Annotated in this window: 25 protein-coding genes; 14 read left to right on the top strand and 11 right to left on the bottom strand. The window is 68.8% G+C overall.

Annotated features, from left to right (window positions below; translation table 11 throughout):
- Nucleotides 1-102 precede the first annotated feature (102 nt).
- Together ACPYN4_RS14560 and ACPYN4_RS14555 are read left to right on the top strand one after the other, a co-directional pair.
- Nucleotides 103-1848, top strand: coding sequence for a hypothetical protein (locus tag ACPYN4_RS14560; protein ID WP_239279726.1), 1746 nt, complete (start codon nucleotides 103-105; stop codon nucleotides 1846-1848).
- A 26-nt stretch (nucleotides 1849-1874) separates the two neighbouring features.
- The gene (locus ACPYN4_RS14555) at nucleotides 1875-2813 is read left to right on the top strand and encodes a hypothetical protein (RefSeq protein ID WP_239279725.1); all 939 of its coding nucleotides are present in this window, start codon (nucleotides 1875-1877) and stop codon (nucleotides 2811-2813) included.
- A 109-nt stretch (nucleotides 2814-2922) separates the two neighbouring features.
- Here the strand turns inward: ACPYN4_RS14555 and ACPYN4_RS14550 are convergent, their stop codons facing one another.
- Nucleotides 2923-3789: a hypothetical protein gene (locus tag ACPYN4_RS14550; protein WP_239279724.1), complete on the bottom strand. Its 867-nt coding sequence runs from the start codon at nucleotides 3787-3789 to the stop codon at nucleotides 2923-2925.
- A complete protein-coding gene (locus ACPYN4_RS14545; protein WP_239279723.1) occupies nucleotides 3786-4466 on the bottom strand; it encodes a uracil-DNA glycosylase in 681 nt (226 codons plus the stop codon). The genes ACPYN4_RS14550 and ACPYN4_RS14545 overlap by 4 nt, the downstream gene beginning before the upstream one ends.
- A gap of 308 nt (nucleotides 4467-4774) precedes the next feature.
- On the opposite strand from ACPYN4_RS14545, the gene ACPYN4_RS14540 reads away from it, so the two are divergent.
- Together ACPYN4_RS14540 and ACPYN4_RS14535 are read left to right on the top strand one after the other, a co-directional pair.
- The gene (locus tag ACPYN4_RS14540) at nucleotides 4775-5020 is read left to right on the top strand and encodes a type II toxin-antitoxin system prevent-host-death family antitoxin (protein WP_239279722.1); all 246 of its coding nucleotides are present in this window, start codon (nucleotides 4775-4777) and stop codon (nucleotides 5018-5020) included.
- A complete protein-coding gene (locus tag ACPYN4_RS14535) occupies nucleotides 5017-5433 on the top strand; it encodes a type II toxin-antitoxin system VapC family toxin (RefSeq protein WP_239279721.1) in 417 nt (138 codons plus the stop codon). Before ACPYN4_RS14540 ends, ACPYN4_RS14535 begins: the two co-directional genes overlap by 4 nt.
- A 27-nt stretch (nucleotides 5434-5460) precedes the next feature.
- On the opposite strand, the gene ACPYN4_RS14530 is transcribed toward ACPYN4_RS14535, so the two are convergent.
- From ACPYN4_RS14530 to ACPYN4_RS14520, 3 genes are read right to left on the bottom strand one after another with little or no spacing between them, the layout of a single operon-like run.
- The gene (locus ACPYN4_RS14530) at nucleotides 5461-5799 is read right to left on the bottom strand and encodes a TraR/DksA C4-type zinc finger protein (RefSeq protein ID WP_424446766.1); all 339 of its coding nucleotides are present in this window, start codon (nucleotides 5797-5799) and stop codon (nucleotides 5461-5463) included.
- Nucleotides 5796-6350 carry a hypothetical protein gene (locus ACPYN4_RS14525; protein ID WP_424446765.1) on the bottom strand — a complete coding sequence of 185 codons (555 nt, stop codon included), beginning with the start codon at nucleotides 6348-6350 and terminating at the stop codon, nucleotides 5796-5798. Before ACPYN4_RS14525 ends, ACPYN4_RS14530 begins: the two co-directional genes overlap by 4 nt.
- Nucleotides 6351-6354: 4 nt before the next feature.
- Nucleotides 6355-6750: a VOC family protein gene (locus ACPYN4_RS14520; RefSeq protein WP_424446764.1), complete on the bottom strand. Its 396-nt coding sequence runs from the start codon at nucleotides 6748-6750 to the stop codon at nucleotides 6355-6357.
- 126 nt (nucleotides 6751-6876) lie between these two features.
- Between ACPYN4_RS14520 and ACPYN4_RS14515 the strand changes: the two genes are divergently transcribed.
- The 5 genes from ACPYN4_RS14515 (at nucleotide 6877) to ACPYN4_RS14495 (ending at nucleotide 11775) form a co-directional block, all read left to right on the top strand.
- The gene (locus ACPYN4_RS14515) at nucleotides 6877-7194 is read left to right on the top strand and encodes a hypothetical protein (RefSeq protein WP_239279718.1); all 318 of its coding nucleotides are present in this window, start codon (nucleotides 6877-6879) and stop codon (nucleotides 7192-7194) included.
- Between the two features lie 114 nt (nucleotides 7195-7308).
- Complete coding sequence (gene purL / locus ACPYN4_RS14510) at nucleotides 7309-9630, top strand: phosphoribosylformylglycinamidine synthase subunit PurL (RefSeq protein ID WP_424446763.1); 2322 nt, start codon at nucleotides 7309-7311, stop codon at nucleotides 9628-9630.
- Between the two features lie 16 nt (nucleotides 9631-9646).
- On the top strand, nucleotides 9647-9781 hold the full coding sequence (locus tag ACPYN4_RS14505) for a hypothetical protein (protein ID WP_275444992.1): 135 nt from the start codon (nucleotides 9647-9649) through the stop codon (nucleotides 9779-9781).
- A 79-nt stretch (nucleotides 9782-9860) separates the two neighbouring features.
- Nucleotides 9861-10922: a hypothetical protein gene (locus tag ACPYN4_RS14500; protein ID WP_424446762.1), complete on the top strand. Its 1062-nt coding sequence runs from the start codon at nucleotides 9861-9863 to the stop codon at nucleotides 10920-10922.
- A gap of 25 nt (nucleotides 10923-10947) precedes the next feature.
- Complete coding sequence (locus ACPYN4_RS14495) at nucleotides 10948-11775, top strand: hypothetical protein (protein WP_424446761.1); 828 nt, start codon at nucleotides 10948-10950, stop codon at nucleotides 11773-11775.
- A gap of 2 nt (nucleotides 11776-11777) precedes the next feature.
- Here the strand turns inward: ACPYN4_RS14495 and ACPYN4_RS14490 are convergent, their stop codons facing one another.
- The 3 genes from ACPYN4_RS14490 to ACPYN4_RS14480 are packed head-to-tail and all read right to left on the bottom strand — an operon-like array spanning nucleotide 11778 to nucleotide 14931.
- On the bottom strand, nucleotides 11778-12665 hold the full coding sequence (locus tag ACPYN4_RS14490) for a glycine betaine ABC transporter substrate-binding protein (RefSeq protein WP_424446760.1): 888 nt from the start codon (nucleotides 12663-12665) through the stop codon (nucleotides 11778-11780).
- Nucleotides 12666-12721: 56 nt separating this feature from the next.
- The gene (locus ACPYN4_RS14485) at nucleotides 12722-13642 is read right to left on the bottom strand and encodes an ABC transporter permease (RefSeq protein WP_424446759.1); all 921 of its coding nucleotides are present in this window, start codon (nucleotides 13640-13642) and stop codon (nucleotides 12722-12724) included.
- A complete protein-coding gene (locus ACPYN4_RS14480; protein WP_424446758.1) occupies nucleotides 13642-14931 on the bottom strand; it encodes a quaternary amine ABC transporter ATP-binding protein in 1290 nt (429 codons plus the stop codon). Before ACPYN4_RS14480 ends, ACPYN4_RS14485 begins: the two co-directional genes overlap by 1 nt.
- A gap of 344 nt (nucleotides 14932-15275) precedes the next feature.
- Between ACPYN4_RS14480 and ACPYN4_RS14475 the strand changes: the two genes are divergently transcribed.
- From ACPYN4_RS14475 to ACPYN4_RS14465, 3 genes are read left to right on the top strand one after another with little or no spacing between them, the layout of a single operon-like run.
- Nucleotides 15276-15644, top strand: a complete 369-nt coding sequence (locus ACPYN4_RS14475; RefSeq protein WP_424446757.1) for a GntR family transcriptional regulator — start codon at nucleotides 15276-15278, stop codon at nucleotides 15642-15644.
- Nucleotides 15641-16537 (top strand): ABC transporter ATP-binding protein, encoded by an 897-nt coding sequence (locus tag ACPYN4_RS14470; RefSeq protein WP_424446756.1) that lies wholly within the window; start codon nucleotides 15641-15643, stop codon nucleotides 16535-16537. The genes ACPYN4_RS14475 and ACPYN4_RS14470 overlap by 4 nt, the downstream gene beginning before the upstream one ends.
- A complete protein-coding gene (locus ACPYN4_RS14465) occupies nucleotides 16534-17229 on the top strand; it encodes a hypothetical protein (RefSeq protein ID WP_424446755.1) in 696 nt (231 codons plus the stop codon). The genes ACPYN4_RS14470 and ACPYN4_RS14465 overlap by 4 nt, the downstream gene beginning before the upstream one ends.
- A 1-nt stretch (nucleotide 17230) precedes the next feature.
- On the opposite strand, the gene ACPYN4_RS14460 is transcribed toward ACPYN4_RS14465, so the two are convergent.
- On the bottom strand, nucleotides 17231-17554 hold the full coding sequence (locus ACPYN4_RS14460) for a chorismate mutase (RefSeq protein ID WP_424446754.1): 324 nt from the start codon (nucleotides 17552-17554) through the stop codon (nucleotides 17231-17233).
- Nucleotides 17555-17733: 179 nt separating this feature from the next.
- Here ACPYN4_RS14460 and ACPYN4_RS14455 point away from each other — a divergent pair, with 179 nt between their 5' ends.
- The gene (locus tag ACPYN4_RS14455) at nucleotides 17734-19140 is read left to right on the top strand and encodes an IS1380 family transposase (RefSeq protein WP_239280645.1); all 1407 of its coding nucleotides are present in this window, start codon (nucleotides 17734-17736) and stop codon (nucleotides 19138-19140) included.
- A 153-nt stretch (nucleotides 19141-19293) separates the two neighbouring features.
- Nucleotides 19294-20496: an AI-2E family transporter gene (locus tag ACPYN4_RS14450; RefSeq protein WP_424446753.1), complete on the top strand. Its 1203-nt coding sequence runs from the start codon at nucleotides 19294-19296 to the stop codon at nucleotides 20494-20496.
- Nucleotides 20497-20740: 244 nt separating this feature from the next.
- Here the strand turns inward: ACPYN4_RS14450 and ACPYN4_RS14445 are convergent, their stop codons facing one another.
- Together ACPYN4_RS14445 and ACPYN4_RS14440 are read right to left on the bottom strand one after the other, a co-directional pair.
- On the bottom strand, nucleotides 20741-21811 hold the full coding sequence (locus tag ACPYN4_RS14445) for a lactonase family protein (protein ID WP_424446752.1): 1071 nt from the start codon (nucleotides 21809-21811) through the stop codon (nucleotides 20741-20743).
- Nucleotides 21812-21952: 141 nt separating this feature from the next.
- The gene (locus ACPYN4_RS14440; RefSeq protein WP_424446751.1) at nucleotides 21953-23239 is read right to left on the bottom strand and encodes an adenylosuccinate synthase; all 1287 of its coding nucleotides are present in this window, start codon (nucleotides 23237-23239) and stop codon (nucleotides 21953-21955) included.
- Nucleotides 23240-23406: the final 167 nt, after the last annotated feature.

Below are 23406 nucleotides of genomic sequence, written 5' to 3'. Positions count from 1 at the left end.
ACCACCGGGGTGAGGCGCCCCCGACCCCGGCCGATGTTCCTGTTGTGTCCGAAGCCGTCCCTACGATGGAGTCGACGACGAACTCGCGGGGGAGAGGCACGTATGGCACTGGGATACCGCACGATTCTGACCGCGGCACCCACTGAGGACAACCTCAACGACATCATCAAAGCCTTCAAGGGCTGGATCACCGGCAAGAAGGCGTACTCCGAACTTCCGACTTCCGGGACCCTCACGCACGCTTCGGGCGCCACCCTCACCGCCGCGAGCTACGCGAGCGACGACGGAACCATCAGCGCAAAGCGCTGGACCATCATCGAAGACTGGGCACCGCCGAAGTGGTACACCAATCCCGAAACCTCCCGTACCGGCGTCACCAACGTCACTCTGGCTCTGGCAGAACACCGACTTTGGCTCTGGGTAGATGTCGAACCGCCCACCCTCCTCTGGACCAACACGAACGGCCGTGAGGTCGAAGAGGTCCAGATGAGCGGTCGCCCTACCTTCGTGCAAGACATCATCAACACCGTCAACATGAGCGACGGAGCCGCTGAGCCGCTGTCCGAGTTCCAGGTGATCGCGAGCCAGAGCCACGTCGATGAGCTGGTCCGAGTTCTCACCGACTCAGAGCGTATTGGCGCTGTCTTCGTCACGGCGACGCCGGACGGTGCCGATGCGAATGAGTGGGCCAACACCATCACCCGGCTCGCCGGCCAGATCCAGGGAATGGGCATCGGCTACGCGCTCACGCCGGAGGCACGGGTCATCTTCAACCGCCAGTACGGCGGAGCCGGTCACTGGGTTTCCCCCGGCGCAATGCGCACCTTCCTCCCGGGTGTGGACCTCTCCGATGTGCAGGATGCGTTCAGGCACCGCCTCCTGCACGCATCGACCTTGCGGGACTCTACGGAATCTCGGATCCGACGCATCCTGCGCAACGCTCAGCTGAAGCGTCTCAACGCGCTCCGCGTTCCGGACGCTCTACGCGAGGTCGACTACGAGTTCCTGCGCAAGGAGCGCCTCCAACCGTTCGCCGTGCTTCACGAAGCCGTCACCGCCGCTACCCCCGGTGAAGATGAGGCGGATATCTGGCGCGCCCTCGCAGAGCTCGCCGAAAGCGAAGTCAAGAAGGGCCTGACGGAGAACAAGGCGCTCGCCCGGCGCGCGTCCTCGGCCGAAGGTCTTCTCGAGGAAGTCCAGGCGGAGAACGACGAGCAGTACTCACAACTCACTGCCGCACGCGCGGAAGCCGCAGCCCTCGCTCGCCAAGTCGACTACCTTCGCCGCAAGCTCACCGACCTTGGGGGCGAAGGCGCGGCCGCAGCATGGTCGTTTATCGATGAGGCTGCTCCCGAGGCGTACCCCGAGACCTTCGCTGAGTTGCTGGATCGCGTCAAGGACCTTACTGGCGTCAGGTTCACCGGCGACGTTGAGGATGCCCTAGAGCTAGACGAGCACACTGCTCTCGGGCAAGCAGCACTGATGAAGACGTGGGATGCGCTCCTTACCTTCGACACATACTCCCGTGTTCGAAACGATGGCGCGTTCGATCACTCCCTGAGCAACTTCATCACCCATCAGGATCACGGGCATCGTGTGCAGATCGGCAAGATCGTCTGGACCGAAGGCGAGACCGTCAAGAACAACGAGAAGTACCGCGCCCAGCGCATGTTGCCCGTGGACAAGAAGGTCGACCCTTCGGGCAAGACCCTCATGGTGGCGCACCTGAAGCTGTCCAACCTCACCGGAGTCGCTCCACGGTTGTACTTCAAGGACACCTATTCGGACGTCGGCTACGTGACGGTGGGCTACCTGGGCTCCCACATGGACAACACCCTCACGAACTGACTGAGCAGGAAGCGAGTCGACAAGTCATGAGTCATTGGCAGTCAGCTTCACCAGAGTTCAACGCGCGGCTCCAGGAACTCGCGGCCCTGTTCTACGCGTGCCGAGAGGCGTTCCACGCGACGGCAGATTCGTACCACTGGTCTCCGGCCAAGGGGTCTCCGGCAGCGGACGATGCAATAGCGCTACCCTCCCCAGACCCGCTCATTTCGGACCGAGACGGCGAGACAGGCCACAGGCTCATTGCCGGAGTAGTGCAGACCTTCCTCCTCACGGCGAGCGGACACTTCGGCGGCCTGGCGAGCCTGTACACGAGTGGCGAGGTCCTGTTCTCTCCGCCTCTCCTTATCCGCGCAATTATCGAGAACTGCGCTCACGCGGTATGGGTACTCGGGGAGGAAGGCGATCATCCAGAGAATCGCCTGGCTCGCGGCTATCTCGAAGAGTTCATTAGCGCCGAGGAAGCAAAGAAGAACGCCGGTCACATGCACGGTAGGGCACATGCGAGCCACGTGCATTCTGCTGAGTCGTACGGGCGGCTGAAGAGGCAGATCCTTGCGAGGTTTGACGACGCGAGCAAAGAAGCACTCGGACGCAAGGAACTTCACGGCGAGACGCTCCCATCACCGGCCGACGCCGTGAAGTGGATGTACGCTCTCACGGAAGCGGCGGGCGGGACCGTCACCCAGGAGCAAGCGTCCGGAGTCTACGGATTCTTGTCCAACATGACGCATCCAACGCTTTACCCAGCTCGACAGCGCCGCGGATGGTATAGCGATCCTGATCACGGTCACAGAGTGGCGTTCCTCCATGTTGAGATGGGCTCGGTCGAAGGCGAAGCGCGCGCAGCGCTGGCGGCCTTCTACAACGCGCTCAACTACACAACGTCATACTTCGGCTGGCCGACGACCGTGGTGGATTCCCTTCAGACCAAGATCGAAGGAGTTATCCCTACGTTCTTCCGATGAAGCCTCCGATCAATCGTGTCGGTGCTGAAAGCCAACCCCGTACCGCTCACCGACCGCCGCATCCTTCGACAGTTGCGAGCCGGAACGCCGCGCAGTCGGATCACGCCGCTTATCCCCCGTTGAGTGACCGCTCGTAGGCTTCGGCTTCTTCGCGCATCTCCCACTCCTCGATGAACCCGTCCCATTCGCGTAGGAGCGGACGAATCTTCTCGGCTCCGTTCTGACACAGCACGTCGTCGTGCCAGTTCTCATTCATCGTCGGAACGTACCTGCATTCCCAAGCCTGAGTCGCGGGCGAAGCCGGCAACGGCTGCGACGTCTCGGGCTGCTCGGGCGGGGCATTGCACGAATAGGCCTCGGTCTTGGCGAAGCCCGGCTCATATATGTAAGCGGCGGGGTGATCAGTCGCTGTGAGGGTCACCGTCCCCGAGAGGATCATTTGGTAGCCCACATCGTTGACACCCTCCAGACCGATGTACGCGAGCAGATTCCCCGCCTCGTCACGATCCGGCACCTCGACAGGGTTCTCGACATAGATTTCCTTGCCCAAAACCCATTCGGTTAGTGCCGCAGTCGCCTCGGCAGCACCACAAGCCCCAGGCGAAGGTGGAACGATTCCAATCAGTCGGAGCCTCTCGCCGGTGCTGAGGTCGATCGTGGTTCCGTCGAGCACGCCGGTCACTGTAAGTGGCGCAAATTCGAACCGCTCCACGCGCCAGGGTGCACGCACCTCGCTCCCAGCCACAGGCTCTGTGCCCGCGAGCGGCAAGGTGTCGTATGGAGGAAGCAGCATCCACTCGTGGTCGTAGGGGGCGTCGATGTCCTGGGCCTCCAATGCCGCCAGCGCTTCCGCCGAGGACATCCCCGCGACGTCGGGCACGATCTCCGCCGGCCGTCCCTCACAACCAGTCGTCGCCATGGTGACCGCTCCCGCCAGCAACGCGGCGGCCGCTAGATTGCCGAAACGCAAGATCACAGCGACCAATCCACAGGGGCGCCAGGTCGGAGCGCGAGATTCGTCTCGCTGAACACCCGAGTGGAATGAAACGGCCGTTCGTTGCCCGGATAGCCCGCCACCGGATGCGCAGCACGGATGATGCGACCGGTCGGAACGCCCTTTATGGCGGGGAGCGCCAGTCTCACAGCGTCGCCGCCGAGGAGGATGAACACGATCTGGCGGCGAGGGTCGCAGAGGCTTCGCAGAACGGCGCGTGTAAAGGACTTCCACACTGCCAGGTGTGACCCCGGAGTGTCCTCCAGAACGGTGAGTGCAGCGTTGAGGAGCAGGACGCCCTCGTCAGCCCACTTGGTGAGATCACCGTCGAGCGGACGAGAGAAGGAGACGTCTGGATCACGCTCTAGGTTCAGGAACATGCGGTGGAGCGCGGAGTTCTTCGCGACCGCGCCGTGCTGGGAGAACGCCAGACCATCCGCACGCCCGGCCGTGTCGTACGGATCCTGACCCAGCAGGAGCACCCGCGTTCGTTCATAGGGTGTGGCGGCGAAAGCTCTGAATACATGACCGCGGTCAGGGAACACTCGTTCGGGTGACGAATAGATCCGATCCAAGTCCGGCACGTGCCCGCCCAGCATCGACGCCCACTGGCCGTGAAGCGTGCCGTGATCGTTCGCATTGACCTGACTGATCGCCACATTGATTATCGTAGGCAATCCCGAACTAGCGGTACCGATCCCCGTCCAGGAGCCTGAAAGTGGTTGCTGGTTTGATCACGCGACCCCGCTAGCTAGAGCCGCGGGACATCGCAATCGTCAGGAAAGTGTCACGACAAAGTCGATCCGGCGTGGCCGGAACCATGCTCTATACACGACATCTAGTGTCATCTCACTGCGTTCCCGACATTAGGGGAAGACGAGCACGCCGCCGCGGCCCGCATTCACTGCTCCAGGAGCCCTGCGCGAGCTCGTACAATGTAGATATTGTTCCTACAAGGAGGTGCCCTGTGCCAACGATCACCAGCCGGGACTTCAATCAGGATGTGGGCGCCGCCAAGCGCGCGGCGGAAGTCGAACCCGTCACCATCACCGATCACGGCCGACCGTCACATGTACTGATCACCGCCGCCTTGTTCACGCAGCTCACAGGGAGCAGCAGGCGCGTGGGGGATCGGTTGAAGCCGCAAGGCGCTGCCATCGACTTCGACCTCCCCGAGCGCGTGATCGACGACAGCCGAGTGCCCGAACTGTGAAGTATCTGCTCGACACGAACATCGTCAGCGACCACTACAAGGGCGCGTCACCGGCGCTCGATCGCTGGATGGAGGTGCAGCTCGAGGGAGACCTCGCCATCAGCGCCCTCACCATCCTCGAGCTCGATCGCGGCGTCCGCCAGCGCGAGCGGCGCGACCCCGCCCAGGGCGCCACGCTGCGACTGTGGCTCGACGATGCCGTGCGCCCGTTGTTCGCCGGTCGCATCCTGCCGGTGGACGAACGGATTGCCCTGATCGCATCGGGCCTGCACGTCCCCGACCGCATGCCCGACATGGACGCGCTCATCGCGGCGACCGCGCTCGCCCACGGGCTGACCCTGGTGACGCGCAATGTCCGAGACATGGAGCGAACCGGTGCCGCCCTGCTGAACCCCTGGGACCTCACCGGCTGACGACGCCTGCCGAGCGCGCGCGGCGCGTCACCCGGCGCACGCGACGCAGGTGGTCGCCATCGGCCGGACCTCCAGCCGCGCGGCGGGGATCGGCTGCCCGCACACGATGCAGATGCCGTAGGTCCCGGCATCCACCCGTTCGAGTGCCGCCGCGATCTCCGCCCGCTCCGCCGCGAGGGCGCGCTGCAGCGCGTCGATCCGCTGCCATTCCCCCGACAGCGTCGACCCCTCCGGGTCGTGCTCGTCGTCGGCGGTGCCGTCGGCACGGTCGGTGCGCACGGCGGCATCCGCGTCGTCGAGGCGCGCGAGCATCGCGTCGATCTCCGCGGCGCGGGCGCGCAGCAGCGCGACGGCAGGGACGGTCATGCCGCGAAGGCCGCGCGGCCGACGACCAGGCACGGCACCGCCGCGAGCAGGAACACCGGCGCCCCGATGAGGCCGCACCAGAAGCTGCGCGTGGTATCGGATGCCGGGATCACCGCAGCGACAACGGCGACGACGGCGAGCGCGACCCCGGTCCAGGCCATGATCGGCTGGCCGAAGACGAACGCGAGGGGGATGAAGTGGATGCCGACGACCGCGAGGATCAGCGGCGCGATCAGATCGGAGCGGCCGGACCGGCTCGCCCACACGGCGAGCACGATGCACGCCACGACCTCGATCGCGACGACCACGAGGTAGGCCACCCACGCGGGGCCCTCGAAGCGGATCGCCGTCGCGGTCGACCAGTGCCGTACCGCGAGCGGGATCGCGAACCCGGCGACGGCGAGGCCCGCCACGCCCAACACCGCCAGCACCACGCGCCACAACACGCCACGCGGCGGACCCTCCTGCGCCCACCCCGACCACACGAACGCCGCGACCCCGAAGATCGCCGCCATCATCACCAGGTCACGCGGATACGCGTCGTCGATCACGTCATCACCCCTGATATCCGATGAGCCAGGTCACTCCGAACCGGTCGCGCACCTGCCCGTCGTGGTCGCCCCAGGGCTTGAGCGCGAGCGGGTCCACGACCTCGCCGCCATCGGCGAGCGCGGCGAACCAGCGCTCCAGCTCGGCGGGCTCCGCGGTGCCGAGGAGGGAGAACAGGATGCCGCGCAGCGCCAGCGGTTCGTCACCCTCGCCGGCATCCGCCGCGAACAGCTCCACGGGCCCCTGCAGCATGCCGTGCGCGACGGCATCGGCCGGCCCGTCCGACCGCCCGAAGTCGGCGAACGAGTGCAGCACCAGCTCACCGCCGAAGACATCACGGTAGAAGGTCAGCGCCTCGCGAGCGGTGCCGGCGAAGTGCAGATAGGGCGTCAGTCCGGTCATGGGCAGACTCTACGACCCGCCGGCGACAGGCGCGAGATGGCGACCCGCGCCCTGTCAACCCCCGTGCCTGGTGGGGCGACGACGCCGAGACTCGAACCGAGACACGAACCGACCGAAGGAGACGCCATGTCCGACCAGGGCACCCCCGAACCCGCCGCCGACACCACCGAGCCGACGGCCGAGCCGTCGACCGATCAGCTCACCGAGCCGAGCACCGAGAAGGAGCCGGGCGAGGAGCCCAAGGCCCCGAACCCCGATGAGCCGCTGGCACCGAACCCGAGCGAGCCGCTCGCGCCCACTCCCGCCGAGCCGACGGTGCCGACACCCGACGAGACGCCCGCCCCGAACCCCGCCGAGCCCGGGACGGTCTCGCCCTCCGCCGCCGAGCCGAGTCACGAAGCTACCGGCATCGGAGTCATCAACACCGGCGAGCCCTCCCACTGACGCGCGAACACGCTCGCCCGCCCCGCAGAAGGACCGCGGAACCGCCCGCGCCGCGGCCACAACTAGACTGGACGGCGTCCCCCGGCATCCCGCGATCTCTTGGAGCACAGCCGCGTGAGCACCCCCGTTGCAGACACCGTTGAGAACGCCCTGGCGACGCCGGAGAAGGAGCAGCCGTACGCGGCGCTCGGGCTCAAGCCCGACGAGTACGCGCGGATCAAGGAGATCCTCGGCCGGCGCCCCACGAGCGGCGAGCTGGCGATGTACTCCGTCATGTGGAGCGAGCACTGCTCTTACAAGTCCTCCAAGATCTACCTGCGCCGCTTCGGCGACAAGGTCTCGGACGAGATGAAGACGCGCCTCATGGTCGGCATGGGCCAGAACGCCGGCGTCGTCGACGTGGGTGAGGGCTGGGCGGTCACCTTCAAGGTCGAGAGCCACAACCACCCCAGCTACATCGAGCCGTTCCAGGGCGCCGCGACCGGCGTCGGCGGCATCGTGCGCGACATCATCTCGATGGGCGCGCGCCCCGTCGCCGTCATGGACCAGCTGCGCTTCGGCGCCATCGACAACCCCGACACCGCACGCGTGGTGCACGGCGTGGTCAGCGGCATCAGCTTCTACGGCAACTGCCTGGGCCTGCCGAACATCGGTGGCGAGACGGTGTTTGACGCCGTCTACCAGGGCAACCCGCTCGTCAACGCGCTCGCGGTTGGCGTCATGCGCCACGAGGACATCAAGCTCGCCAACGCCACCGGCGCCGGCAACAAGGTCGTGCTGTTCGGGGCGCGCACCGGCGGCGACGGCATCGGCGGCGCGTCGATCCTCGCCTCCGACACCTTCGCCGATGGGGGCCCGACCAAGCGTCCCGCCGTGCAGGTGGGCGACCCGTTCGCCGAGAAGGTGCTCATCGAGTGCTGCCTGGAGCTCTACCAGGGCGAACTCGTCGAGGCGATCCAAGACCTCGGCGCCGCGGGCATCTCGTGCGCGACGAGCGAGCTCGCCGCCAACGGCGGATCGGGCATGCGCGTCGACCTCGAGAACGTGCTGCTGCGCGACCCCACGCTCACGCCCGAGGAGATCCTCATGAGCGAGAGCCAGGAGCGCATGATGGCGATCGTCGCGCCCGAGAAGCTCGACGCCTTCCTCGCCGTGGTCGGCAAGTGGGATGTCGAAACCAGCGTCCTCGGCGAGGTCACCGGCGACGGCCGGCTGCAGATCTTCTGGCACGGCGAGCAGATCGTCGACGTCGACCCGTCCACCGTCGCGGTCGACGGCCCGGTGTACGAGCGTCCCGTGGCCTACCCGACCTGGATCGACGCACTGCGCGACGACTCGGCATCCGCCCTGCCCCGCACCGACGACCCGGCTACGCTGCAGGACCAGTTCCTGCAGCTGCTCGGCAGCCCGAACCTCGCCGACACCAGTTGGATCACCAACCAGTACGACTACTACGTCATGGGCAACACCGCGCTGAGCTTCCCCGACGACGCCGGCATGATCCGCGTCGACGAGGAGTCGGGCCTCGGCTTCGCGATCGCCACGGACTGCAACGGCCGCTTCTGCCAGCTCGACCCGTACGCCGGCGCGCAGCTCGCGCTCGCCGAGGCGTACCGCAACGTCGCCGTGACGGGTGCCGTGCCCACCGCGGTCACCGACTGCCTCAACTTCGGCAGCCCCGAGAATCCCGAGGTCATGTGGCAATTCGGGCAGGCCGTCGACGGCCTCGCCGACGCGTGCCTCGAGCTCGGCGTACCGGTCACGGGCGGCAACGTCAGCTTCTACAACCAGACCGGCGACGTGCCCATCTTCCCGACGCCCGTCGTCGGCGTGCTCGGGATCATCGACGACGTCGCCCGCCGCATCCCGAGCGGGTGGCAGGATGCCGGCGAGAACATCTACCTGCTCGGCGTGACCTCGACCGAGCTCAGCGGCTCCGCGTGGGCGGGCACGGTGCACGGCCACCTCGGCGGCCGACCGCCGGCGGTGGACCTGGCGCAGGAGAAGCGGCTCGCGGAGCTCATCCACGCGGCATCCCAGCAGGAACTCGTCTCGAGCGCGCACGACCTGTCGTCGGGCGGACTCGGCCAGGCCCTCGCGGAGGCCGTCATGCGCTTCGGCGTCGGCGCACGCGTGTGGCTGCGCGAGATCATGGAGCGTGACGGTGTGGACGCCGCCACCGCCCTGTTCAGCGAGTCGACCGGCCGTGTCATCGTGTCGGTGCCGCGCGAGGAGGACGTGAAGTTCCGCGGCCTGTGCGAGGGCCGGGGCTACCCGGTGCTGCGCATCGGCGTGACCGATCCCGCCGCGGACGGCGACGAGCCGGCGCTGGAGATCCAGGACGTCTTCACGCTCACCGTGTCCGAGTTGCGCGCGCGCTCGCAGGCCACCCTCCCGGCCGTGTTCGGCGCCACGATCACCGAGCCCGCGCTCTGACCCGTAGGCTGGGCGCATGAGCGACGAGAACGAGTACCAGGGCATGAACGAGGCCCGCACCCGGCGCACCCGCATCATCGCGTGGGTCGTGATCGTGGCGCTCATCCTCGTCGGCGGCGGCGCCACGGTGCTCGCGCTGCTCTTCGGCTGATCCTCCCCGCGTCACGGGCGTCGAAGTCGGCGCCGGGCGAACGGATGCCGCTCTCAGGCATGCTGGTTAGCATGACCCTGTGGACCCGCTGTGGGCGACAGTCGCCGAATTCTGGTGGATCGGGCCGAGCGTGATCGGCGCCGGTGCCGCCGGATGGTTCGGTCTGCGTCAGGAGCGCGCGGCGCGTCTGCGGCGCATCGAACTCGACGCCGCGCGCGGCGAGTTGAAGGCGGCGCGACGGGATGCCGCGAGCGCGCGCGTCGCGCTCCGTGTCGCCCGCACCGAGCTCGCGCGCGTGCAGGCCGAGCGCGCCACGGGCCGGGCCTCCAACGCCGACACCGCCGCCGCCCGGAAGAACCTCGAGCGCACGCAGCGCGAGGCGAAGGCCGCGGCGGCCACGGTGCGCGTGCGCCGCGCACACGTCGATGCCGCGCGCACGGCCCTCCCCGCCGCCGCGACCGACCCGGCGGCGCTGCCGCTCGCGCGTCTCATGGCCGCCCACGACGAGGTCACGGCACGATGGATGGCGTACGAGACCGACCCCGCCCGGCTCATCGCGTTCCCGGCGATGACCGATGCGCGCGAACCGCTCACCGCCCACTTCCTCGCGGCGCAGCGCGCGGCGCGCGAGCTGCGGCCCGCGTCGCCGCAGGCGCGCATCACCGCGACGCAGTTCACGGCGTACCGCGACGCCGTGCTCCGTGAGACCCGGGCGTTCGAGGCTGCCGAGGCCGACGCCTGGCGCCGGGCGCGTGCCGCGGGCGACATGCCGTCGACGCCGCGCGAGGGTGACCCGGATGCCGCGGCACCCTCCGCCTTGTCGCAGTGGAGCACGGCCGCACAGGGCTTCGCGCAGGGGCTCGCGCAGACCGTCATCGCCCGCTCCGCCGAGGTGATCGCTCGCGCGAGCGCCGCACGCGCGGCATCCGCACCGCCCTCGCCGCCTGCCTCCGCCGATCCGCCCCCGCGATCCGATCCGGCGGCGCAGCGAGACCCGGCGCCCCGAGACCCGGCGGCGCAGCCCGACCGCACGGCGCAGCCCGACCGCACGCCTGGGCCCGACCGCACGGCCCCGCCCGCGCAGGCGCCGTCGCGCGTCTGGCCGGTGCCGTCGCGGACGCAACGTCCTCCCGGATCCTGACCCGCCCGAGAAGTAGGGTGGCACGGTGGAGCAGTTCTGGCAGTTCGTCGGCGGGTACTGGTGGCTCGTGTTTCCGCTCGCCGGCGTTCTGGGCGGAGCCGTCCGCGGGGTCGACCGGGCGCTGGACCGGCATCACAAGCGGCGCCTCGAGGTCATGTCGGCCAAGGCGCAGCTGCGCGCGGCGCGCACGGCGCGCACGGCGCCGACGGTGACGGCGGCCACGGAGCCCAAGACGATCACGCGCCCGGCGGCGATCCCGCACCAGCTGGAGCAGCTGTTCCAGACCCACGACGCCATCACGGCGCGCTGGCTGGAGTACGAGCTCGACGTCGCGCGGATGATCGCCTTCCCGACTATGAGCGACGGGCGCCAGCCGCTGACGGCCGCGTTCCTGCGCGCGAAGAAGGTCGCCGACCGGCTGCGGCCGCCGAGTGCCGACGCCCGGCTCACCGCCGAGCAGCTCGCCGAATACCGCGATGCCGTCACCGACTACGAGGTCGCCTTCGACCTGGCCGAGCGCGAAGCTCGCCGCGTGCGCGACTCGCAGTTCAGCGAGACCGAGCGCAAGCGCCTCGCGACGGCGCAGCAGCTGCTCGCGGTCGCGCTCGACCAGTCCGCGACGCCCGCCGAGCGGCAGATCGCCTACCGGCGCGTGCGCGACGAGGTCGACGGTCTGCTGGCCCTGTCGGACGAGGCCGTCGAACGCCTCGAGAAGAAGGTCGCGCTGCAGTTGGATGCCGGGACCACTGCGCCGCAGACCGGGACCAGCCCACCCCAGACCGGGCCCACCCCGCCACAGACCGGAGCCGCCCCGCCGCGCGACGGCGACGGGGCGGCCACACCGCACAGCTGAGATCAGGCGGTCAGGGAGTCGACCCACTCCTTGTTCTCGTCCATCCACGCCCGCACGATGTCGGTGTAGTCGCTGACCTGCTCGTCGGTGTTGTACATCGCGTTCTCGAGCGAGAACAGCACGTCCGAATCCATCCGGAAGTCGGTCAGCCAGGTGTTCACCTCCGGGAAGTCGGTGTCGAACCCGGTGCGGGTGAACGTGTGGATCGACTCCGCGTCACCGAGGGTGCCCTCGGGGTCGGCGAGGTCCTTGATGTCGTACGCGTCGTACGCCCAGTGCGGACGCCACAGCGTGACGGCGACGTTCTCGCCCGCGGCGAGCTTGCTGTCGAGCTCGGCGAGCATGGCCGGGGTCGACGACGTGATGTAGTCGAAGCCGTCCAGGCCATAGGCCGGGATCACGGCATCCTGCGTCGCCTTCGTCAGCCCCGCGCCCGGCTCGATGCCGATGAGCCGGTCGTCGAACTCGTCGCTCGCGTCGGCGAGCTCGCTCAGCGAGTCGATGGGCGCGTCGGCGTTCACGGCGATCGTGAGCTTCGCATCGTCGTTCCAGGCGCCCAGGTCGGTGATGTCGTCGCCGTACTCCGCGAAGTAGTCGGCGTGCGTGAGCGGCAGCCAGCCGTCGAGCGCGAGGTCGTAATCGCCGCCGGCGACCGCCTGGAAGACGGGACCGGCGTCGGCGTACTCGAGCTCGACGTCGTAGCCCTTGTCCTCGAGGATGAGCTTCCACAGGTACGACGCCGCCTCGCCCTCAGGCCAGCCGTTGAACACGCCGATCGTGATCTCCTTGGCGTCGCCGGCGTCGGAGCCGGTGTCGCCGGAGCAGCCGGCGAGCGCGAGCGCGGCGGCCGAGCCGAGGGCGAGGGTCGCCAGGACGTGGTGCTTCTTCATGGGGTGTTTCCTTTCCTTCCGCGTGCTGTGGCGCGGATGTTGGGGATGCCCGCGACTCAGACGGTCGCGGGGGTCTTGTCGGCAGCGGATGCCGGAGCGGCGGCCGGCGCCGAGGGCGCCCGCCGTGGGCGACGCGGCGCGCCGAGGGCGCCGAGGGCGCCGGTGATGCGGTCGAGGATCATGGCGATCATGACGACGGCGAGGCCGGCTTCGAAGCCGAGCGGGATGTTCACCGAGCTCAGCGCCTGCACGATGGGGCGGCCGAGGCCGGGCGCGCCGACCATCGACGCGATGACCGACATCGACAGCGACAGCATGATGATCTGGTTGATGCCCGCCATGATCGACGGCAGCGCGAGCGGCAGCTGGATCTGACGCAGGATGCGGCCGGGGGTCGCGCCGAACGCCTGACCGGCCTCGACGACCTCCGCGTCCACTCCCCTGATGCCGAGCTCGGTGAGGCGCACACCCGGAGCGATCGCGAACAGGATCGTCGCGACGATGCCGGGCACGACCCCGACGCTGAAGAGGAAGATCGCCGGCAGCAGGTAGACGAACGCGGGCATCGTCTGCAGGAAGTCGAGCACGGGGCGGACGACGTTCGAGACGGCCCGCGACCGCGCGGCCCAGATGCCGAGGGGCACCGCGATGAGCGTCGCGATGAGCACGGCGACCACGGTCAGCGCGAGGGTCAGCATCGCGTTGTCCCACTGGTCCACCGCCAGCACGAGACCGAAGCCGATGACCGTTCCGACGGCGAGCTTCCAGCCCTTGACGAACCACGCCAGCGCCGCGAAGACGATGATGATCGCCCAGAACGGCGGCGTCGTGAACACCCAGGCGGCGACGTCGTACACGGCGGTGAACACCGTCGCGACGGCGTCGAACAGTCCGCCCAGGTAGTCCTTCAGGAAGTCGATGAACCCCCGGACCCACGTTCCGATGGGAAGGCGGATGGCGTCTTCGAACGCGTCCATCAGACCACCGTCCCTTCCGTCGCGGCGTCGACGAGCGGTGTGAACTCCGCGACCATGTCGATCGGGGTCTGGATGACGGGCATCTCGCGCGTCGTCGCGGGGACGTTGCCGAGAGCGGCGAGCAGCGTGATGCGGGGGATGACACCGACCAGGCGGCCGCGGTCGTCGACCACGGCGAGCGGCACGGTGGCCTCGACGGCGGTCTCGACGATGTCGGTGAGCAGGTCGTCCGGTCCGACCGTCGGCACGGCGGTGTCGACGATCTGACGCAGGTCGGTCTCGCCCGACTTGACGGCGCGGATGACGGCGCGATCGGTCACGACGCCGACGAGACGCCGGTTCTCGGTCGCGAACACGGCACCGGCCTGCTGCGCGCGCAGGGTCCGCAGCGCGCCGCGCACGCCGGCGCTGAGCGGAGTGGTCAGGTGGGGCGGCTCCATGACGGATGCCGCGGTCAGCACCCGCGCGCGGTCGACGTCCTGCACGAACTGCGCGACGTAGTCGTTGGCGGGGTCGGTGAGGATCTCCTCGGGCGTGCCGTTCTGCACGATGCGCCCGTCGCGCATGACGGCGATGCGGTCGCCGAGGAACATCGCCTCGTTGAGGTCATGCGTGATGAACACGATCGTGCGGCCGAGTTCCCGTTGCAGCTCGACGAGCTGCTCCTGCATCTCGCGGCGGATGAGCGGGTCGAGCGCCGAGAAGGCCTCGTCCATGAGCAGGATGCCGGTGCCCGCCGTGAGCGCGCGGGCGATGCCGACGCGCTGGCGCATGCCGCCGGAGAGCTCGTCGGGCATCGCCAGCGCGCGGTCGCCCAGCCCGACGCGCTCGAGGATCTCCATGGCGCGGGCGCGGCGCTCGGTCTTGCCGACGCCCTGGATCTCCAGTGCGTATGCCGCGTTGTCGAGCACCGTGAGGTGCGGCAGCAGCGCGAAGTGCTGGAACACCATCGACACCGACTCGCGGCGGATGGTGCGCAGCTGGGCGGGCGAGGCCGCCGTGACGCTGCGGCCCTCGATCGTGACGTCGCCCGCCGTGGGGGTCAGCAGCCCGTTGAGCATGCGGATGATGGTCGACTTGCCCGAGCCTGACAGGCCCATGATGACGAAGATCTCGCCGCGGTTGACGGTGAAGCTCGCGTCGATGACGGCGGCGGTCCCGGCATCCGCCACGTCGGCGCGGGTCTCGCCGGCGCGCAGGCGCGTCACGGCATCCTTCGGGGCACGTCCGAAGACTTTGAAGAGGTTCCGCGCCTGCAGGACAGGCTCGGCGGAAGGAGCATCGGTCACAGAACACCTCGGCAGCCGATGATCAGGCTGCATCGGTCACGCCCGGGTGGCGGCCACTGGCGCTCGATCACGCGCGACTGCGGACATCGGGTCCGCGCAAAGGCTGCCGACCATACGGTCGCCGGTCAGGTGCCCCAGAGCACCTCCGACGATCGCGGACTGGTCTGGTAAGGGCCCGCAACGGGCCGCTTCCAACGTCTCATGCGTCTGAATCGGTCGCAAATTGGACATCGCGCGCCGGGCTCGCTATCGCGCGCGGGCGCGTTGCGGCATCCGCTTGACAGTCATGCCGCCTGTATGGTTCATTACTCAAGTAACTAACCACTGAACCGAGAGGAGACGGCGTGATCGAAGAGGGCCGGGCCCTGTTCCTCCAGATCGCGGAGAGCGTCGAGGAGTCGATCGTCGACGGCTCGCTCCCGGAGGACACGCGCGCGCCCTCGACCAACGAGCTCGCCGCCTTCTACCGCATCAACCCCGCCACCGCGGCGAAAGGAGTGAACATGCTCGTCGACAACGGTGTGCTCGTCAAGCGCCGCGGCATCGGCATGTTCGTCGCCGTCGGCGCGCGCGATCAGCTTCTCGCCGAGCGGCGCTCCGCCTTCGCCGATCGCTTCATCACTCCGCTGATCGCCGAGGCCCGCACGCTCGGCCTCAGCGCCGACGACCTCACTGCACTCATCCACGAACGCGCCGAAGGGAGCCGTTCATGACCACCGTCATCGAGGTGGACCACCTCACCAAGCGCTATCGCGACACCCTCGCGCTCGACGATGTCTCGTTCCGCATCGAGGAGAACACGATCTACGGCCTGCTCGGGCGCAACGGCGCCGGCAAGACGACGATCATGTCGATCCTCACCGCGCAGAACTTCGCGACGTCGGGCGACGTGCGCGTGTTCGGGCAGGACCCGTACGAGAACTCGCGCGTCCTCTCCCGCATCTGCTTCGTCCGCGAGGGGCAGCGCTACCCCGACGACGCCGTGCCGCTGCACGCGTTCCGCACCGCGCGGCTGTTCTTCCCGAACTGGGATCAGGATTTCGCCGACCGGCTCATCGCCGAGTTCGACCTGCCTCTCAAGCGCCGCATCAAGAAGCTGTCCCGCGGGCAGCTCTCGGCGGTCGGGGTCATCATCGGGCTCGCCTCACGGGCCGAGATCACGTTCTTCGACGAGCCGTACCTGGGGCTGGATGCCGTCGCCCGCCAGATCTTCTACGACCGGCTCCTCGAGGACTACGCCGAGCATCCGCGCACCGTCATCCTCTCGAGTCACCTCATCGACGAGGTCTCGAGCCTCATCGAGAAGGTCGTCGTGATCGACGCCGGCCGCATCCTGCTCGACGAGGACACCGATGCGTTGCGCGACCGCGCGGCCACCGTCGTCGGCGACAGCGCTGCCGTGGAGGACTTCGTCGCGGGCCGCGAGGTCATCCACCGCGAGAGCCTCGGCCGCGTCACGAGCGCCACCGTCCTCGGCGCGCTCACTCCCGCCGACCGCGCCGAGCTGGCTGCGCAGGGGCTCGACATCGCGCCCGTCTCGCTGCAGCAGCTCGTCGTCCGGCTCACCCAGCACGCCCCTCTCGTCACGAACGGAGCAGACGCATGAACCGCACACTGAATGTCATCCGGATGCAGCTGGTGAACCGGCAGACCTTCGTCTGGCTGCCGATCATCATCCTGCTGGGCTCGTTCGCGATGTCGCTGCTGATCTACGGCATCCTCGCGAGCGCCGGCATCGACGAGGCGAAGTACGGGGCGGGTGCCCAGGCCCCGCTGTGGTACTTCCTGTTCGTCGGCATCTACGCGCTGACCCTGTCGTTCCCCTTCTCGCAGGCGATGAGCGTCACGCGCCGCGAGTTCTGGGCGGGCACGCTGCTCGCGGCCGTGCTGACCGCGGTCCTCCTCGGCCTCGTGTTCGTGATCGGCGGGCTCATCGAGCAGGCCACGCGCGGATGGGGGCTGAACGGCTACTTCTTCTACGCGCCATGGATCTGGGAGCACGGCGCCGCGGCGGCGGGGCTCTTCTTCGGCTCGCTCACCCTGCTGGTGTTCGTCATCGGGTTCGGATGCGCGACCGTCTACAAGCGGTTCGGCCCGCTCGGGCTGACGATCGTGCTGGCCGGGCTCGGGCTCCTGCTGGTCGCGGCGCTCTTCGTGGTCGCGCGCACCGAGAGCTGGATCGAGATGTTCAGCTGGTTCGCCGGCCTCACCGCGCCGGGCGCCGCACTGTGGGCGATCGTCGGGTCGGCGGTCATCGCGGCCGCCTCGTACGCCCTGCTGCGCCGCGCAGTGCCGTAAGTCAGTCGGCGGTGGCCGCGTCGCCGTCGGTGTCGCCCTGTGGCGCGCCGGCGGCGGTGTGGTGGCGGATGACCTCGGCCACGACGAAGTTGAACCACTTCTCGGCGAACTCGGGATCGAGGTCGGCGTCGTGGGCGAGGGCCCGCAGGCGCGCGATCTGCTGCTCCTCGCGGGCGGGATCGGAAGCCGGCATCCGGTGCTCGGCCTTGAGCACACCGACCTGCTGCGTGCTGCGGAAGCGCTCGGCCAGCAGGAAGATGAGCGCGGCGTCGATGTTGTCGATGCTGGCGCGTAGGCGGTGCAGCTGCGTCGTGGCGTCGGTCATGGCGTCCTCCCCCGCCGAGGTTACCGGGTCCGCGCGGGCATCCCGCCCGCACCCTAAGCCTCGATCCACCGATTCGCTTGGGCGGTGAGCGGGTGTTGTGATGCAGAAATGCCCCTCTGATCGGGAAGAATAGTGATTGTCTAGACCGCTGTTCAACCGATCCGAGAGGCATCTCGTAGGTGCAATTCAAGCATGCTCCCGCTGCCGTGTCAGCGATGTTCGATGATCCGAATCTCGTGTCGGCGGCGGGATTGGCCCCGATGCTCCGCCTCGCGCAACGCTCGGGGTTGGATCGGCTGTCGCAGTCGCGTTTGACGGTCCCGACGGACAAGGGCGCGAACGCCGGGTCGAAGGTGATGGCGCTGGTGGCGGGGATGCTCGCCGGCGCGGATTCGATCGACGACATGAACCTGCTCCGCCACGGCGGAATGGGCCGACTGTTCGACAGGACGTATGCACCGTCAACGTTGGGCTCGTTCCTGCGCGAGTTCCGGTTCGGTCACGTCCGCCAGCTCGACGCCGTCGCCTCCCGGACCTTGGTGAACCTCGCCTCGGCCGCACCGCTGCTGCAGGTCCGGGACGGTGAGCGGGTGATGGTGGACCTGGACGACACGATCATAGAGGTCCACGGCTACAAGAAGCAGGGCGCCTCGTTCGGATACTCCGGCGTCCGCGGACTCAACGCCCTCCTCGCGACGGCATCGACGACCTCGTCAGCACCCGTGATCCTGGGTCAGCGGCTCCGGCAGGGCAAGACCGGTTCCCCGAAGGGCGCAGCCAGGATCGTCGGCGACGTTCTCGCTACCCTCCGCCGCATGAGCACCGGCAGCAGCGTCCGGCCGCTGCTGCGGGCCGACTCCGCGTTCTACGGCCACGCCACCGTCGGCACCGCGATCACAGCCGGCGCCGACGTATCGGTCACGGTCCGGATGGACCCTGCAGTGAAGACAGCGATCGCGTCGATCCCCGACGATATCTGGGAGACGATCGAGTATCCGAACGCGATCCGTGACGAGACCACGGGGCGGTGGATCTCGAAGGCTGAGGTCGCCGAGGTGCCCTTCGTCGCGTTCCGCTCACGGAAGATCGCCGAACGGATCGAAGGACGACTCGTGGTGCGGCGCATCCCGGACCTGAACCCGAACAAGGTGGAGCAGCCGACGCTGTTCGACACCTACCGGCACCACGCGTTCTTCACCACCACCGACAAGAACCTGATGGGCACCGTCGCGGCGGACAAGACCCACCGGGCGCACGCGATCATCGAGCAAGTCCACGCCGACCTGAAGGGCGGACCGCTCGCGCACCTGCCGTCCGGTGTGTTCACCGCGAACAGCGCCTGGCTCGTACTCGCAGTGATCGCGTTCAACCTCACCCGCACCGCCAGCATCATCGCCGACCACGCCGGGCGACTCGCGAAAGCGACGACCGCGACGATCCGCCGCACCCTGATCACGGTGCCAGCACGCGTCGCACGGTCCGCGCGTCGGATCACGTTGCACCTGCCCGAGGCCTGGCCCTGGCAGACCGCGTTCGACCGCCTCTTCACGGTCACGCACGCACCACCACCGGCAGCAACCAGCTGACCACCGCCGCGACCGCGGCACAACCGAGAACCCAGTGGACGACCGGGATGCGACGCCCGGAACTCACCCCTGCCCGCCACAGATCAGGCCGAACCAATCACGTCGACCCCGCCCGCCGAAGGCTGATCGGTGGATCGAGGCTAAGGTGTGAGCATGACTACAGGATCCGACGGGTCCCCGAAGCGCTCACTGCTGCGGCGCGCGAAGGCGCCGGCTCCGGCGAGCCCGCCGGTCGCCGCTCCGGCGCCCGCAGCTCCGGCATCCGCTTCATCCGCTGCATCCGCTGCGGAGCGCCGCGGCCGTCCCGTGCTCGCGAGCGTGAACCGGCCGTTCGTCGCGGGGTTCTTCCTCGCGTTCGGCGCGCTCGCGGCGATCGCGCTCGGCATGGCGATCTCGAACCTCGTCACGATCTGGATCTACATCGCGTTCGCTCTGTTCGCCGCGCTGGGCCTCGACCCGGTCGTGCGGCGGCTGGAGCGCCACGGCACGAAGCGGCCGTGGGCGATCGCGATCGTGTACTTCGTGTTCGCACTCGCGATGGTAGCGATCCTCTGGCTCGTGGTGCCGACCGTCGTCGGCCAGGTCGCGCAGTTCTTCCGCGACCTGCCCGGGATGATCACGGCCTTCCAGCACACGCAGGTCTACGAGTGGCTCGTCGCGCAGTTCGGCGACCAGGCGCCCGACCTGCTCGCCGAGCTGCAGACGTTCCTGACGAACCCCGGCAACATCGCCGCGATCGGCGGCGGAGTCCTCTCGATCGGCGTGTCGATCGGCACGACGATCTCGGGTCTCATCATCGTCATCGTGCTGAGCCTGTACTTCCTCGCGACGCTGCCGGAGATGAAGCTCGCGTTCTACCGCCTGGTGCCCGCGCGCTCCCGGCCGCTCACTGCGGAGCTGACCGAGGAGATCACCGACTCAGTCGGCGGGTACCTGGGCGGCATGGTCGTCCTGGCGTTCTTCAACTCGATGGTCACGCTGCTGCTCTACGCGGTGCTCGGTCTGCCGTTCCCGGCGCTGATGGCCGTGATCGCCTTCTCGATCACGATCATCCCGCTCGTCGGAACCGTCCTGTTCTGGGGCATCGGGTCGGTCGTCGCCCTGATCGCCAACCCGCTGGCCGCGCTCATCTTCGCGCTCGCGTATCTCGTCTACATGCAGCTCGAGGCATACGTGCTGACGCCGCGCGTCATGAACAAGGCGATCTCGGTCCCCGGGTCACTCGTCGTCATCGGCGCGCTCGTCGGCGGCACGCTGATGGGCCTGCTCGGCGCGCTCGTCGCGATCCCCGTGACGGCGTCGATCCTGCTCATCGTGAAGAAGGTCTTCATCCCGAAGCAGGATGCCGCGGTCTAGCAGCCGGCGCGCCAGCGCGCCACCGCTGGGCCGGGCTGATCTCGATACGCCCGCTCGTTCCTCGCGGGCTACTCGATCACCGGGTACCGGGCGCCCCCACCGGTGGTTTAGTTCGCGCGGCCAGGGCCCCACCGCTGGTTGAGTCGGCGCGGCAGCGCCCACCGCTGGTTGAGTAGGCGCGCCAGCGCCGTATCGAAACCATGGCGACCCTCGGCGACGAGCGGGCTACTCGATCACCGGGTACTCACGCTCGATCCGGCAGGAGGCAGGTGGGGGTCGGCGCGTCGACGCGGTGGCGCACCCGGCCGGGGACGCCGGTGCGCTCGTCGATCGTGAGCGAGACGATCTCGTCCGAGCGCTGCCCGGCGACGAGCACTGTGTCGCGCGCGATGACGTGGTGACGGGGCCAGTCGACGCCCGACTCCACGAGCGCGACCGGCGCGAGCGACTCTCCCTCGCCACCGACGCGGACGGTGGCGAGCGTGTTGCTGCCGCGGATGCCGATCACGGCATACTGCGCGTCGCGCGTGAGGGCGATCTCGGCGGGGAAGTCTGCCCCGACTTGCGTGCCGGGCAGCGGCACGCCGCCGACCAGGATGAGCGCTCCGCCGGGAGCCGGCCGCAGCACGAACACCTCGTTCGAGTGCTCCGTCACGACGTAGAGGTGCCCGCTCGGGTGCCACACCCCGTGCCGCGGACCAGTGCCGGCGGGGAGGGCGACGCGCTGGCGCTCGGTGAGCGCGTCACCGCGCACGTCCCACACCCGCACGAGGTCGAGCCCCAGATCGATCGTCACGAGCCCTGCGGGCGTGAACCGGGCCTGGTGGGCGTGCGGGGTGGGGGGCTCGCCGGCACGCCCGGGCGCACCCGACAGCTCCGGCCGACCCGGCGCGGGTTGATCGGCGGCCGGCGCGGAAACGGGCGCCGAGGGGAGGCCCGCGGCATCCAGCGTCATCCGCACGACCCGTCCGTCGCCGTAGCACGACGCGATGAGCGAACCGCCGTCGGGCGCGACGGCGAGGTGGCACACGAGCTCCCCGGCGGGCACGGGCGCGCCGAGCGGCGCGAACGCCTCCTCACCGGTGCGGCGGTAGGCCTGCACCGTGCCGGCGGCCTCGTGCGCCGCGTAGACGACGTCGAGGGTGGGATGCCACGCGAGCCACGACGGCGATGCGGCGGCGGCCGCCGTCCCCGCCCACCGCAGCGCGCCACCGGCAAGCACGTCGTCCGGCGCGCCCGCGTGCACGACGCCGACGCCGTCGGCACGGCCGTCCATGTCGGCGGTGTAGCCGCCCAGGAAGAATCTCACCGGCATCCGTCCGTCATCTGCCCGCACCGGACACGGCCCGGGGCGAGGCGATCTGCCGAGGCGAGGAGGTTTCCGGCGCGATCGTCCTCTGCTGGGCAGATCACCTCTCGGCGGCAGGCGCCCCTCACAGCCGTGTCCACGACCGCATCAGTCGACGAGGTCGTGGCGCACGATGACGGCGTCGCGGGCCGGGCCCACGCCGATCACCGAGATGCGGGTGCCGCTCATGGCTTCGAGGGCCAGGACGTAGTCCTGCGCCTCGAGCGGCAGGTCTTCGAAGGTGCGGGCGCCCGAGATGTCCTGCTTCCACCCGGGGAAGTACTCCAGGATCGGCTTCGCGTGGTGGAAGTCGGTCTGGTTCACCGGCACCTCGTCGAACCGCTCGCCGTCGACGTCGTACGCGACGCACACCGGGATCTCGTCGAGCCCGGTGAGGATGTCGAGCTTCGTCAGCACGAGGTCGGTGATGCCGTTCACGCGGGTGGCGTAGCGGGTGATGGGCGCGTCGTACCAGCCGACGCGGCGCGGGCGGCCGGTCGTCGTGCCGAACTCGAACCCGCGCTTGCGCAGCCACTCGCCCTGTTCGTCGAACAGCTCGGTCGGGAACGGCCCTGACCCGACGCGGGTCGTGTAGGCCTTCACGATGCCGACGATGCGGTCGAGGCGGTTGGGTCCGACGCCCGAGCCGGTCGCGGCGCCGCCGGCCGTCGCCGACGACGACGTGACGAACGGGTACGTGCCGTGATCGACGTCGAGCATCGTCGCCTGGCCGCCCTCGAAGACGACGACGTCACCGGCATCCAGCGCTTCGTTCAGTTCGAGCGCGGTGTCGCCGACCATCGGGCGCAGCCGCTCGACGTAGCTCAGCAGGTCGTCGACGATCTCGTCGACCGTGATCGCGCGGCGGTTGAAGACCTTGACCAGCAGGTGGTTCTTCTGGTCGAGAGCGCCCTCGACCTTCTGCCGGAGGATGTTCTCGTCGAAGAGGTCCTGGATGCGGATGCCGACACGGTTGATCTTGTCGGCGTAGGTCGGCCCGATGCCGCGGCCGGTCGTGCCGATCATGCGCTTGCCGAGGAAGCGCTCGGTGACCTTGTCGAGGGTGCGGTGGTATTGCGTGATGACGTGCGCGTTGGCGCTGATGCGCAGGCGCGAGGTGTCGAGGCCGCGCGCGTTGAGGGCTTCGATCTCGGCGAAGAGCACCTCGAGGTCGACGACGACGCCGTTGCCGATGACGGCGTTCACGCCGGGTGACAGGATGCCCGAGGGCAGCAGGTGCAGGGCGTACTTCTCGTCGCCGATGACGACGGTATGCCCGGCGTTGTTGCCGCCGTTGAACTTGACGACCCAGTCGGTGCGGTCGCCCAGAAGGTCCGTCGCTTTGCCCTTGCCCTCGTCGCCCCACTGGACTCCGACGATGACGATGCCTGGCATGGGTCACTCCCCCGTTATCGACCGTGCTCGTGCGTTCACACGGCCGCGTACCATCCTATCGAGCCGTCAGATCACGCCGTGAGCCAGGCGACGGGATCCGCGTGAGAGCGGGACGGGGCCCTCGGATCTGCGGCCGCGGCTCCACGCGGCGCCCGACTAAACTTGAG

Source organism: Microbacterium sp. CH-015, from assembly GCF_049707015.1.
In the GTDB taxonomy this organism is placed as follows: Bacteria; Actinomycetota; Actinomycetes; order Actinomycetales; family Microbacteriaceae; genus Microbacterium; species Microbacterium aurum.
Note: the sequence above shows the minus strand (reverse complement) of the source record. Positions and strands in the feature narration are given on the sequence as shown.

Coding starts and splice junctions, on each gene's coding strand:
- ACPYN4_RS14560 (WP_239279726.1), top strand. CDS start 103: ATGGCACTGGGATACCGCACGATTCTGACCGCGGCACCCACTGAGGAC.
- ACPYN4_RS14555 (WP_239279725.1), top strand. CDS start 1,875: ATGAGTCATTGGCAGTCAGCTTCACCAGAGTTCAACGCGCGGCTCCAG.
- ACPYN4_RS14530 (WP_424446766.1), bottom strand. CDS start 5,799: ATGACCGTCCCTGCCGTCGCGCTGCTGCGCGCCCGCGCCGCGGAGATC.
- ACPYN4_RS14520 (WP_424446764.1), bottom strand. CDS start 6,750: ATGACCGGACTGACGCCCTATCTGCACTTCGCCGGCACCGCTCGCGAG.
- ACPYN4_RS14515 (WP_239279718.1), top strand. CDS start 6,877: ATGTCCGACCAGGGCACCCCCGAACCCGCCGCCGACACCACCGAGCCG.
- ACPYN4_RS14505 (WP_275444992.1), top strand. CDS start 9,647: ATGAGCGACGAGAACGAGTACCAGGGCATGAACGAGGCCCGCACCCGG.
- ACPYN4_RS14490 (WP_424446760.1), bottom strand. CDS start 12,665: ATGAAGAAGCACCACGTCCTGGCGACCCTCGCCCTCGGCTCGGCCGCC.
- ACPYN4_RS14485 (WP_424446759.1), bottom strand. CDS start 13,642: ATGGACGCGTTCGAAGACGCCATCCGCCTTCCCATCGGAACGTGGGTC.
- ACPYN4_RS14470 (WP_424446756.1), top strand. CDS start 15,641: ATGACCACCGTCATCGAGGTGGACCACCTCACCAAGCGCTATCGCGAC.
- ACPYN4_RS14465 (WP_424446755.1), top strand. CDS start 16,534: ATGAACCGCACACTGAATGTCATCCGGATGCAGCTGGTGAACCGGCAG.
- ACPYN4_RS14460 (WP_424446754.1), bottom strand. CDS start 17,554: ATGACCGACGCCACGACGCAGCTGCACCGCCTACGCGCCAGCATCGAC.
- ACPYN4_RS14450 (WP_424446753.1), top strand. CDS start 19,294: ATGACTACAGGATCCGACGGGTCCCCGAAGCGCTCACTGCTGCGGCGC.
- ACPYN4_RS14445 (WP_424446752.1), bottom strand. CDS start 21,811: ATGCCGGTGAGATTCTTCCTGGGCGGCTACACCGCCGACATGGACGGC.
- ACPYN4_RS14440 (WP_424446751.1), bottom strand. CDS start 23,239: ATGCCAGGCATCGTCATCGTCGGAGTCCAGTGGGGCGACGAGGGCAAG.